This is a genomic window from Alcaligenes sp. 1735tsa3 (genome assembly GCF_024134565.1).
Taxonomy (GTDB): Bacteria; Pseudomonadota; Gammaproteobacteria; order Burkholderiales; family Burkholderiaceae_B; genus Alcaligenes; species Alcaligenes phenolicus.
Map to the genome: position 1 here is coordinate 1,235,093 of NZ_CP099862.1, position 11,448 is coordinate 1,246,540.

The window sequence follows — 11,448 nt, forward strand, 5'->3', positions numbered from 1 at the left end:
AGCACGCTGTTGAGCCTGACTGTTCTGACCCCAGATACACATACTGTTCAAGCCCGCACAACACATTCTGTTGGCTGCGGCGTCGATTTTTTTCCTTGATTTGAAGGTATATGCATGGAAAGCAAGTCAGCCAAATCCGATTCAACGCTGGATTACCTCAGGGTCCCGCCTCATTCCATTGAGGCGGAGCAGTCGGTGCTCGGTGGCTTGTTGCTCGATAATGCCGCGTTTGACCGGGTGGCCGATATTGTCACCGACGAGGATTTTTATCGTTTTGATCACAAGCTGATCTGGCAACACATTACCCGCTTGATTGGTCTGGCCCGTCCTGCCGACGTCGTCACGGTGTTTGAGTCCTTGTCGGTTGCAGGCAAGCAGGAAGAGGTGGGTGGGCTGGCCTATTTGAATGCGCTGGCTCACAACACGCCATCGGCGGCCAATATTCGTCGCTACGCCGAGATCGTTCGCGAACGTTCCACGCTGCGCAAGCTGGTCACCGTTGCTGATGATATTTCCTCGGCCGCCTTCAATCCGCAGGGCAAGGAGGCCCGGCAGATTCTGGACGAGGCGGAAACCCGTGTGTTTCAGATTGCCCAGGAAGGGGCGCGTGGTTCGCAGGGCTTTCTGGAAATCCAGCCCCTGCTAAGCCAGGTGGTGGAACGTATTGACGAGCTGTATCACCGTGAAGGCGATTCGGAAGTAACCGGGGTGCCAACTGGCTTTATTGACCTGGACAAGATGACGTCAGGCTTGCAGCCGGGCGACCTGGTGATTGTGGCGGGTCGTCCTTCCATGGGTAAAACTTCGTTCTCCATGAATATTGGCGAGCACGTTGCGATTGCCCAGGGTTTGCCCGTTGCCGTGTTTTCCATGGAAATGGGCGCGGTACAGTTGGCCATGCGTATGGTCGGTTCGGTCGGTTTGCTGGACCAGCACCGTATGCGTACCGGCAAGCTGACAGCCGACGATTGGCCACGTCTGACACATGCCGTGCAGCAGGTGCAGGAGGCCCAGATTTACATTGATGAAACGCCCGGCCTGTCGTCCATGGAAGTGCGTGCACGGGCTCGACGTCTGGCACGACAGTGTGGCCAACTGGGCTTGATCATCATCGACTACTTGCAGCTGATGTCCTCAAGCGGTGGCGAGAACCGGGCAACGGAAATTTCTGAAATCAGTCGTTCCTTGAAAGGTCTGGCCAAAGAATTGAACTGTCCCTTGATTGCTTTGTCGCAGTTGAACCGAAGCCTGGAGCAACGGCCAAACAAGCGCCCAGTGATGAGTGACTTGCGCGAATCCGGTGCTATTGAGCAGGATGCTGACTTGATCTTGTTTATTTACCGTGACGAGGTCTACAACCCGGACTCGCCCGATAAAGGCACGGCTGAAATTATTATTGGTAAACAGCGTAACGGTCCTATTGGTTCGGTTCGCTTGACCTTCGCCGGAGCCAGCACGCGCTTTCTGGATTACATGCCCAATTAAAAAGCACAGTGGCTGCTTCAGTGCGCGGGCTTGTGAGGCCGTTTGCCAGATGTCAGGACAAAAAAGAGGCATACCTTGGTATGCCTCTTTTTTATTCATCGTTCAGCGTGTATGGGTAGTCAGGCGAGGAGGTTCGTCGTTCTCTTAGTTTTCACTCCGAGCCGCCAGTCTTTTCGCCAGCCATGCACATACCAGTAGCTGCCACTGGTGAAACAACATGATCGGCAAGATGATAGGCCCGACCATGGCACTGGGGAAAATGACATTGGCAATCGGGATGCCGCTGCTCAGGCTTTTATTGGAACCACACATTAGCAGGCTGACACGGTCCTCAAAGGAAAAGCCCAGCCAGCGCCCCAGGTTCCAGGCCAGCACTTGCGCCAAGGTCAGCAGAACGGCGTTGGACAGCACAATCAGTCCCAAGGCACTCAATGGGGTGGAGGACCACAGGCCGCCCACCACCGCGCCTGAAAAAGCCGTATACACCACTAGCAGAATCGATCCCTGATCCACGACTTTCAGCAGTTGCTGGCGCTTCATGACCCAGGCTCCGATCAGGGGACGCAGCATATGCCCGAAGACAAAGGGGAAAAATAGCTGCAGCATGATCTTTCCCACCGCCTCCAGCGACACGGTGGCCTGGGCGCTGGTGGCACCTGCCAGCATGATGCCGACCAGCAAGGGAGTGATGAACACCCCCAGCAAGGTGGAGGCCGAGGCGCTGCAAATCGACACCGGCACATTCCCTCTAGCCATTGAGGTCAGCGCCACCGCAGATTGCACGGTGCTGGGCAGGCAAGCCAGAAACAGAATTCCCAGGTACAGATTGTCGGTTAGCCAGGGACGCAGCACAGCCGCCACGCCACTGCCGAGAATCGGGAAGAGCACAAAGGTGACGGACAGAATCAACAGGTGCAAACGCCAGTGGGACAAGCCGCCCCAGATAGCCTCACGAGACAGGCGGGCACCATGCAGAAAGAACAGCAGGGCAATCGCGATCTGCGTGATGTGTTGGAACAGAGGCACGCCCCAACCTTGGGCGGGCAGCAGGCTGGCAAGAGCAACAGTGGCAAACAGCTTCAGCAAAAACGGGTCAATCGGTAAGCGCTTGATCATGCTTGATGCGCGCTCATGGAAAGAGCCATACGGTAGGCATAGCCCAGGGAGGAGGCGTCGGCCTTACCCTGTCCGGCAATGTCGTACGCGGTGCCGTGGTCGACACTGGTGCGAATAAAGGGCAGACCCACCGTCACGTTCACGCCTTCGTCCAGACCCAGCAGCTTGATGGGAATCAGCCCCTGGTCATGGTACTGGGCCACCACAATATCGAACTCTCCCTGACGAGCTCGCATGAAAATCGTATCGCCAGGCCAGGGGCCGCTGGCCTGGATGCCTTCGGCGCAGGCTTGTTCAATGGCCGGTGTGATCTGCTCAATATCCTCAGAGCCGAATTTGCCACCCTCACCGGCATGGGGGTTCAAGCCTGCCACAGCCACACGGGGCTTGGCGATCCCGGCCTGGGTGCAGGCCAACTGTGCCAGCCGGATGGTTTGCAAGACGCGTTCTGTAGTAATCAGGGAAGGGACACGGGCCAGCGGCTCATGAATGGTGACCAGAATGGAGCGCAAGTGTTCGTTAGCCAGCATCATGGCGTAGTGCTCGGTGTGGCTGCGCTCGGCCAGAATCTCGGTGTGGCCAGGGGCATCGATACCGCCTTTTTGCATGGCCAGCTTGTTCAGTGGGGCGGTGACGATGGCACGGATCAGACCGGCTTGGGCATCATCAATAGCGTGGCACAGGTATTCGTAGGCGCCGCGTCCGGCCTGAGCGTTAACTTCGCCATAGGGCAGATCGTCGGGCAGGGCTTGCCAGCGATTCAGGACGGCAATGAGCCCCTTGGGTGTGCAAACAGGCTGCTCCACCTCCTCGACGTGCCAGTCCTGGTCGGCGCCAATCAGTGTCAGGGCACGGCGCAGCGCACCCGCATCGCCATAGACTACGGCGGGGTGGGGCAGGCCTTCAACAATCAGGCGGGCAATAATTTCCGGGCCTATGCCAGCGGCATCGCCCATGGTAAGCCCAATGGGCTGTGCGGTACGTTTCATAACAGTCATTAAAAATCCCCAAGCTGCGTCTTTGCTGTGCTTGTTGGCCTTGATGCAGCCTGGCGGTAAAAAAAAACCGGGTCCAGGACCCGGTTTGAGTGAGTAGCGATTCGGTTTAGAGTGCGTCGCTGGCGTAATCGGCCAGACGGGAGCGCTCACCACGTTGCAAGGTAATGTGGCCTGCATGCGGCCAGCCTTTGAATCGGTCTACTACGTAGGTCAGCCCCGAACTGCCCTCGGTCAGGTAGGGCGTGTCGATCTGGGCAATATTGCCCAAGCAGACAATTTTAGTTCCTGGACCGGCGCGCGTCACCAGTGTTTTCATCTGCTTGGGCGTCAGGTTCTGCGCCTCGTCGATGATCAGGAACTTGTTCATGAAGGTACGACCGCGCATGAAGCTCAGGGATTTGACCTTGATCTTGGAGCGCACCAGTTCCATGGTGGAGTTGCGCGGAGCCTCGGTGCCTTGGGGGTTGTTCAGGTTGCTGGAGGACTTGCCGGTGCCCAGATGCAGCACTTCCAGGTTGTCCTCAAGCGCACCCATCCAGGGCTGCATTTTCTCTTCCTCGGTACCCGGCAGGAAGCCGATGTCATCCCCCACCGGCACGGTGGCACGGGTGATGATGATCTCGTTGTAGCGCTTGGTCTCCAGGGTTTGGGTCAACGCACTGGCCAGGGCCAGCAGCGTTTTACCCGTACCGGCATGGCCCAGCAGGGAGACGAAATCAAAGTCCGGGTTCATCAACAGGTTCAGGGCAAAGTTCTGTTCGCGGTTGCGAGCCGTAATGCCCCAGACGTTGTTCTTGCCGTGACTGTAGTCGCGCAAGGTGGCCAGTACGGCGGTATTGCCAGCGGTTTCGCGTACCTGGGCATACAAGGGATCGTCGCCTTCGGTAAATACGAACTGGTTGACCATGAACTGGCTGCACAGCGGCCCGCTGATACGGTAGAAGGTGGTGCCACCCTGTTGCCAGGACTCCATGTTCTTGCCGTGCTTGGTCCAGAAATTGTCCGGCAAGGGCATGACCCCGTCGTACAGCAAGTCGGAGTCATCCAGTACGTGGTCGTGGCGGTAGTCTTCGGCCAGCAGGCCCAGTGCCTTGGCCTTCAGGCGCATATTGATGTCTTTGGATACCAGCACCACTTCGCGTTTGGGCATGCTCTGGGTCAGAGCATTGACCACGGCCAAAATGGCGTTGTCCGCCTTGCCCAGCGGCAGCTGGATAGGCAGGGTGGTATCCAGAGCGCTGGTCTGGAAGGTGACGGCGCCACGCGCTTCGGTATTGCCGATGCCATCCAGATTGATGGGCTTGTCCAGACCATGATCGCCCACCAGACCTTCCAGGGAGCGGCTGACCTGACGTGCATTACGAGCCACTTCGGACAGGCCCTTTTTCTGGTGATCCAGCTCTTCCAGCACCATCATGGGCAGGAAGATGTCGTGCTCTTCAAATTTGAACAGCGAATTGGAGTCGTGCAGCAAGACGTTGGTATCCAGCACAAACAATTTGCGCTGGGTGGGGGCCAGACGGGTGCGTTTGCTGGCTGCGCCGGCGACAGGCTTGGGAGCCTGGGCAGGGCTGGCGGCAGCGCTTTTGCTGGGAGCTGCTTTGGCCACACTGGCGGGCGCAGGCGCTGCTGCGGGGGCCGCGGGCGCCGTTTTGACGGGCGCAGGCTTTTTGGAGCGTGGCGTAGCAGCCGCTTTACTGGGGGCGGCTTTGGGGCTGGCGGGGGGAGTGTCGGGTTCGTCTAGTGGTACGGGTGGATCGGCAAGGATGACACTGTCATCTTTTTCGCTAAGCAGGGTTCCCAGCTTGGTGGGCAACGTTGGTAGCGGCATATAACACGTACTCCTGGTTGTGTGCCGACCTGCAAGTCGGCACGGTAAGGTTTCAGGCGGCTTGCTGAACAGCCTGTAATACAGCTTGGACGTGGCCGGGCACTTTGATGCCACGCCATTCTTGAATCAACACACCTTGGGCGTCGATCAAAAAGGTGCTGCGCTCGATGCCACGTACCTGTTTACCGTACATGTTTTTCATTTTCATGACCCCAAACAGTTCGCACAAGCGCTCTTCGGTGTCGGCAAGCAAAGGGAAAGTCAGGGCTTGCTTGTCGATAAAACGTTCGTGCGAACTGAGCGAGTCGCGCGAAACGCCAATGATTTGCGCGCCTGCAGCCTGAAATTCGGGCAGGGCATCGCGGAAATTCTGGGACTCGGTGGTGCAGCCCGGCGTGTTGTCTTTGGGGTAAAAGTACAACACTGTCATTTTTCCTTTCAGGTCAGCGGCGCTGAACTCGCCCTGGGTGGAGGGCACGGAAAAGTCGGGGATGGGGGCACCAATTTGTAGGGCTGTCATGCTTTTTCCTGTATGAGTAAGGCGGCGACAACTTTGCGGCCTTCGGACATGAGGATATTGTAGGTTCTGGCGGCGGCCTGGGTATCCATGATTTCCACACCTATGCCCCACTGCAGCATTTCCTGCGTGACAGCCGGGTGCAGAAAGTGTTGGCGCTGGCCAGTCCCAATCAAGATCAATTCGGGGGCGTTGTCAGGGCGCGCCGGCGGGGCGTCGTCCAGAAAGGCCATGGGGTCTTGCTTGACCGATTCCAGTCCGGCAATCCGGCGCAGCAACGGGGCTGTCAGCTCGGTTGCGCTTTGAATGGCCAGGTCCTGCACAGGACCTTCAGGGCTAAAGAAGATGGAATGATCGTGGTTTTGAAAGTTGATTGCCACATAGTCCTCACCGTAAGCGGTGATGGCATTCATGGCTGGATTGTGTTCGCGTTGCAGTTGCACGATGAGTCTCTCCCGTTACAGGGTCGATGATAGCGCAAAGAGTCAGGGACGATGCGGCACCTGATCTGTTTGCAGTGATTCTCAGTAAGTCAATCATGGATTAAACTCTTTGATTTACTTCGCACCTTTTGGTTTGGGTCTTCGCTGTTTTCTTCTCAAGGAATGTCATGATTCGCTTTCCGCGCATCGAGCGTTTGCCGCCTTACGTGTTCAACATTACAGGCGAGCTGAAAATGGCCGCCCGCCGTCGTGGCGAGGACATTATCGACATGTCCATGGGGAACCCGGACGGCGCGACACCGGCGCACATCGTGGAAAAGCTGGTCGAGGCGGCCACCCGCCCGGACACTCATGGTTATTCTGTCTCCAAAGGCATTCCGCGTCTGCGCCGAGCCGTGACCAATTGGTACGAGCGCCGCTACAATGTGCACTTGGATCCTGATAGTGAAGCGATCGTTACCATCGGTTCCAAAGAAGGTCTGGCCCACTTGATGCTGGCAACCCTGGACAAGGGCGACACCGTTCTGGTGCCCAACCCCAGCTACCCGATTCATATATATGGTGCCGTCATTGCCGGCGCGAATATCCGTTCGGTGCCCATGGTCCCCGGCGTGGACTTTTTCGAGGAAATCGAAAAAGCCGTGCGGGAGTCCATTCCCAAGCCCAAAATGATGATTCTGGGTTTTCCCAGCAATCCGACGGCCCAATGTGTGGAACTGTCCTTTTTTGAGCGTATTGTGGCGCTGGCACGCGAGCACAATATTCTGGTGGTACACGATCTGGCCTATGCCGACATTACCTTTGACGGCTACGTGGCCCCCTCCATCATGCAGGTGGAAGGTGCGCGCGATGTCGCAGTCGAGTTTTTTACCATGAGCAAAAGCTACAATATGGCCGGCTGGCGTATTGGCTTCATGGTGGGGAACGAGTCCTTGGTCAATGCCCTGGCACGTATCAAGAGCTATCACGACTACGGTACCTTCACACCGATTCAGGTGGCCGCCATTGCGGCGCTGGAAGGACCACAAGATTGTGTCAGCGAGGTGGTGGAGCAGTACCGCCGCCGTCGCGACGTATTGGCCAAGGGCCTGCATGAAGCAGGCTGGATGGTCGATGTCCCCAAGGCATCAATGTATATCTGGGCCAAGATTCCCGAGTTCTACAAGGACATCGGTTCGCTGGAGTTTGCCAAGCGCTTACTGAGCGATGCCAAAGTAGCCGTATCCCCCGGCATCGGCTTTGGTGAGTATGGCGACAACTATGTGCGCTTTGCGCTGATCGAAAACGAGCAACGTACCCGTCAGGCGGTACGCGGCATCAAAGAAATGTTCCGTAAGGACGGATTTGTTCAATGAGTCCTATCAAAGTAGGTTTGCTGGGTTTGGGTGTGGTTGGCAGCGGCACCTGGAACGTATTGAAACGCAATGCAGATGAAATCGCTCGCCGCGCCGGTCGCCGTATTGAGGTGGTCGCTATTGCTGTGCGTGACCTGGAAAAGGCACGCGCGCTGGTGGGGGACGAGGTCACCCTGACCACAGACGGCATGGATGTGGTGCGCAACCCCGAGATCGATATTGTGGTCGAGCTGGTGGGTGGCGACACCCTGGCACGCGAGTGGGTCATGGAAGCCATTGCCCAGGGCAAGCACGTGGTCACCGCCAACAAGGCGCTGCTGGCCAAGCATGGCAACAAGATTTTTGCCGCTGCTCACGAGCGTAGCGTCATGGTGGCCTTCGAAGCCGCTGTGGCCGGTGGTATTCCTATCATCAAGGCAATTCGCGAAGGCCTGACGGCCAACCGTATTCAGTGGCTGGCCGGCATTATCAACGGCACCACCAACTACATCCTGTCCGAAATGCGCAACCGTGGTGTCAGCTTTGCTGAAGCCCTGGCCGATGCCCAGCGTCTGGGTTACGCCGAAGCCGATCCTACTTTCGACATTGAAGGTGTGGATGCTGCGCACAAGCTGAGCCTGCTAGCCTCCCTGGCCTTTGGTATCCCCGTGCAATTTAGCAAGGCTCACGTGGAAGGCATTACCAGCCTGGCACTGGAAGACCTGCAACACGCACAACGCCTGGGCTACAACATCAAGCTGCTGGGTATTACCCGCGCCCGTGAAGAAGGTATCGAACTGCGCGTACACCCCACCTTGGTTCCGCTGCAAAGCATGCTGGCCAATGTGCAAGGTGCCATGAACGCGGTGCTGGTGCATGGCGACGCCGTGGGCCAGACCGTGTACTACGGTGCCGGTGCCGGTGCCTTGCCAACCGCGTCGGCGGTGGTGGCCGATCTGGTGGACGTGACCCGTCTGCAAACTGCAGAACCCGAACACCGCGTGCCTTACCTGGCCTTCCAGCACAACGCCATGTCCGATACCCCCATCCTGCCTATGGATGAGGTGGTGTCCTCGTACTACCTGCGCTTGCGTGTGGACGACCGTCCTGGTGTGCTGGCTGATGTGGCCCGCATTCTGGCTCAAGCCTCGATCTCGATCGGTTCCATGTTCCAGGAGCCAGCCGGTGAACAGGCCGATATCATCTTCCTGACGCACGAGGCGCGTGAAGGTGCCATCAATGGTGCGATCAGCCAGATTCAGAATCTGCCTTTTGTTCAGTCTGCCGTGACCCGTCTGCGCGTGGAGAACCTGTAATGAATTACATCTCTACTCGTGGCGGCATGAAGGCCCAGCCATTTTCGGACATCTTGCTGGAAGGCTTGGCTCCGGATGGCGGTTTGGCCATGCCAGAGAGCTACCCTCAAGTCAGTGCAGAAACGCTGGAGTCCTGGCGCGCCCTGAGCTACCCCGAACTGGCCGCCAAAGTGCTGGGCCTGTTCGTCACCGATATTCCGGCTGATGAACTGTCCGCCTTGACGGCACGTGCTTACGCCCCTGGCGTGTTCGACAGCGAGCAGGTGGTACCGGTCAAGGAACTGGAACCCGGTTTCTCCTTGCTGGGCTTGTCCCAAGGCCCAACGCTGGCTTTTAAAGACATGGCCATGCAGTTCCTGGGCCAGGTTTTCGAATACGTGCTGACACAGCGCAACAGCACCTTGAACATTGTGGGTGCCACGTCTGGCGACACGGGTTCGGCGGCTGAATACGCCTTGCGCGGCAAGCGTGGCGTCAGCGTGTTCATGCTCTCGCCTTACGGTCGCATGAGTGCTTTCCAACGCGCTCAGATGTACTCCTTGCAAGACGAAAACATCCACAACCTGTCGGTGAAAGGTGTGTTCGATGATTGCCAGGACATCGTCAAGGCCTTGGCGGGTGATCTGGAGTTCAAGTCCAAATGGCATTTGGGCGCCGTGAACTCCATTAACTGGGCCCGCATTTCGGCTCAGGTGGTGTACTACTTCTGGGGCTGGCTGCGCAGCACGAACCAGGCCGGTCAAAAGGTTTCGTTTGCTGTTCCTTCGGGTAACTTCGGCAATATTCTGTCGGGCCACATTGCCCGTCAGATGGGTCTGCCTATCGCCAAGCTGGTTCTGGCCACCAACGAAAACAACGTGCTGGAAGAGTTCTTCCGCACCGGTATTTATCGTCCCCGTGGTTCCGAGCAAACTTACGCCACGTCCAGCCCATCCATGGACATTTCCCGCGCCTCCAACTTCGAGCGCTTTGTGTTTGATCTGCTGGGCCGTGATGGTAGCAAGGTCAAGGCATTGTGGGAGCAGCTGGCCAAAGAAGGCCAATTCGACCTGAGCGAGCATCTGCCACGCTTCCAGGAAGAGTTCGGCTTTGTGGCTGGTGCCAGCTCGCACCAGGATCGTCTGAACACCATTGCTCAGGTGAACAAGCAGTACCAGACTCTGATCGACCCGCACACGGCAGACGCCGTCAAGGTGGCTCAGAACTTCCGCGAAGAAGGCATCCCCATGCTGGTGCTGGAAACCGCGCTGCCTGCCAAGTTCTCCGAGACAATCGAAGAAGCGATTGGTCAGCCCGCTCCGGTGCCTGCGCACCTGACCGGTCTGGCAGACTTGCCACAGAAGGTGGTGGTGATGGATTCGGATGTAGCTCAAGTACGTCGCTACATCGAGGAACACGCCCCAACCTGATGCCCGCTACCTGCGCTGGCCTGGTGCTAGCGCATGCCTGGCGGCTAGGTAGTAGTTTCAAACCCCGATTTTGATATTCCTGCTGGCCTGACTGATGTTCAGTTTGCTATACAGGAATATCAAAATCGGGGTTTTTGCGTTTTTGGCCGGTTTCGCTGCAAGACCGGCAGGGCTGTGGTTTCGCAGCCAACTGAACTTTTTCTATCAGCCCTTCATCAAAAACACACGATATGCGGGCATGATGTCTATGGCCTTTGGTATAGGCAGATAGGCGGCTCGTCTATCGAACATAGAGAAAGGATAGAAAAATCATGAGTAAAACGACTCACGTTAAATTACGCCCTCTGGAGCGCGAAGATTTGCGCTTTGTGCATTTGCTGGACAATAACGCCAGCGTGATGCGCTACTGGTTCGAAGAACCTTACGAAACCTATGGCGAGCTGGCGGCTCTGTACGATGAGCATATTCACGATCAGCGTGAACGTCGTTTCGTTGTGGAGTGGGAAGGGCAGCCGTCCGGCGTGGTGGAACTGGTGGAAATTGATTATGTACACCGCCGGGCAGAGTTCCAGATCATTATTGCGCCGGAGTTCCAGGGCAAGGGCATTGCCTCGCGGGCGACCAAGCTGGCTATCGAGTACGGCTTTGGAGTGCTGAACCTGTACAAGATCGTGCTGATTGTGGACAAGGAAAACCACAAGGCGATTCACATTTATCAGAAGTTTGGTTTTCAGGTGGAAGGCGAGCTCAAGCACGAGTTCTTCATTAACGGCCAATATCGGGATGTGGTGCGCATGTGCCTGTTTCAATCGGAGTTTCTGGCCGCTCATAAGCCTGCGCAAACGTTGCTGACACCGTCGGCACAATAGTGTTTTGCCTCAATAGCGCTTGTGTTACGGGTGTCTTAAACGAGGCCTTCGCTGATGGCCGGGTTTCTGGGCATGACTCTGTTTGATTGCCTTGATGCGTAGTGAGTGTTTGCTGGTTTGTGCAGGACTG

General features: G+C 57.1%; 10 protein-coding genes. 5 read left to right on the top strand and 5 right to left on the bottom strand.

The window, feature by feature from the left end:
* Positions 1–114: 114 nt before the first annotated feature.
* Positions 115–1,485, top strand: coding sequence for a replicative DNA helicase (locus NIZ92_RS05630; protein ID WP_009457570.1), 1,371 nt, complete (start codon positions 115–117; stop codon positions 1,483–1,485).
* 144 nt (positions 1,486–1,629) lie between these two features.
* Here the strand turns inward: NIZ92_RS05630 and NIZ92_RS05635 are convergent, their stop codons facing one another.
* The 5 genes from NIZ92_RS05635 to NIZ92_RS05655 all read right to left on the bottom strand — a co-directional run bounded on the left by NIZ92_RS05635 (position 1,630) and on the right by NIZ92_RS05655 (position 6,390).
* Complete coding sequence (locus NIZ92_RS05635; RefSeq protein WP_254002834.1) at positions 1,630–2,601, bottom strand: bile acid:sodium symporter family protein; 972 nt, start codon at positions 2,599–2,601, stop codon at positions 1,630–1,632.
* Positions 2,598–3,590: a 4-hydroxythreonine-4-phosphate dehydrogenase PdxA gene (gene pdxA, locus NIZ92_RS05640; protein WP_035270748.1), complete on the bottom strand. Its 993-nt coding sequence runs from the start codon at positions 3,588–3,590 to the stop codon at positions 2,598–2,600. Before pdxA ends, NIZ92_RS05635 begins: the two co-directional genes overlap by 4 nt.
* A gap of 115 nt (positions 3,591–3,705) precedes the next feature.
* Positions 3,706–5,430, bottom strand: a complete 1,725-nt coding sequence (locus tag NIZ92_RS05645) for a PhoH family protein (RefSeq protein ID WP_060185752.1) — start codon at positions 5,428–5,430, stop codon at positions 3,706–3,708.
* A gap of 52 nt (positions 5,431–5,482) precedes the next feature.
* Positions 5,483–5,950, bottom strand: coding sequence for a peroxiredoxin (locus NIZ92_RS05650; protein WP_009457565.1), 468 nt, complete (start codon positions 5,948–5,950; stop codon positions 5,483–5,485).
* Positions 5,947–6,390 (bottom strand): Mth938-like domain-containing protein, encoded by a 444-nt coding sequence (locus NIZ92_RS05655; RefSeq protein ID WP_009457563.1) that lies wholly within the window; start codon positions 6,388–6,390, stop codon positions 5,947–5,949. Before NIZ92_RS05655 ends, NIZ92_RS05650 begins: the two co-directional genes overlap by 4 nt.
* A 167-nt stretch (positions 6,391–6,557) precedes the next feature.
* Here NIZ92_RS05655 and alaC point away from each other — a divergent pair, with 167 nt between their 5' ends.
* From alaC to speG, 4 genes are all read left to right on the top strand, one after another.
* Positions 6,558–7,745 carry an alanine transaminase gene (gene alaC, locus NIZ92_RS05660; protein ID WP_026484343.1) on the top strand — a complete coding sequence of 396 codons (1,188 nt, stop codon included), beginning with the start codon at positions 6,558–6,560 and terminating at the stop codon, positions 7,743–7,745.
* Positions 7,742–9,040 carry a homoserine dehydrogenase gene (locus NIZ92_RS05665; protein ID WP_022983573.1) on the top strand — a complete coding sequence of 433 codons (1,299 nt, stop codon included), beginning with the start codon at positions 7,742–7,744 and terminating at the stop codon, positions 9,038–9,040. Before alaC ends, NIZ92_RS05665 begins: the two co-directional genes overlap by 4 nt.
* Positions 9,040–10,449 (top strand): threonine synthase, encoded by a 1,410-nt coding sequence (gene thrC / locus NIZ92_RS05670; protein ID WP_009461628.1) that lies wholly within the window; start codon positions 9,040–9,042, stop codon positions 10,447–10,449. Before NIZ92_RS05665 ends, thrC begins: the two co-directional genes overlap by 1 nt.
* 311 nt (positions 10,450–10,760) lie before the next feature.
* Positions 10,761–11,318 carry a spermidine N1-acetyltransferase gene (speG, locus tag NIZ92_RS05675; protein WP_009461630.1) on the top strand — a complete coding sequence of 186 codons (558 nt, stop codon included), beginning with the start codon at positions 10,761–10,763 and terminating at the stop codon, positions 11,316–11,318.
* Positions 11,319–11,448 lie beyond the last annotated feature (130 nt).

Coding starts and splice junctions, on each gene's coding strand:
- NIZ92_RS05665 (WP_022983573.1), top strand. CDS start 7,742: ATGAGTCCTATCAAAGTAGGTTTGCTGGGTTTGGGTGTGGTTGGCAGC.
- NIZ92_RS05650 (WP_009457565.1), bottom strand. CDS start 5,950: ATGACAGCCCTACAAATTGGTGCCCCCATCCCCGACTTTTCCGTGCCC.
- pdxA (WP_035270748.1), bottom strand. CDS start 3,590: ATGAAACGTACCGCACAGCCCATTGGGCTTACCATGGGCGATGCCGCT.
- NIZ92_RS05635 (WP_254002834.1), bottom strand. CDS start 2,601: ATGATCAAGCGCTTACCGATTGACCCGTTTTTGCTGAAGCTGTTTGCC.
- NIZ92_RS05630 (WP_009457570.1), top strand. CDS start 115: ATGGAAAGCAAGTCAGCCAAATCCGATTCAACGCTGGATTACCTCAGG.
- thrC (WP_009461628.1), top strand. CDS start 9,040: ATGAATTACATCTCTACTCGTGGCGGCATGAAGGCCCAGCCATTTTCG.
- speG (WP_009461630.1), top strand. CDS start 10,761: ATGAGTAAAACGACTCACGTTAAATTACGCCCTCTGGAGCGCGAAGAT.
- alaC (WP_026484343.1), top strand. CDS start 6,558: ATGATTCGCTTTCCGCGCATCGAGCGTTTGCCGCCTTACGTGTTCAAC.
- NIZ92_RS05645 (WP_060185752.1), bottom strand. CDS start 5,430: ATGCCGCTACCAACGTTGCCCACCAAGCTGGGAACCCTGCTTAGCGAA.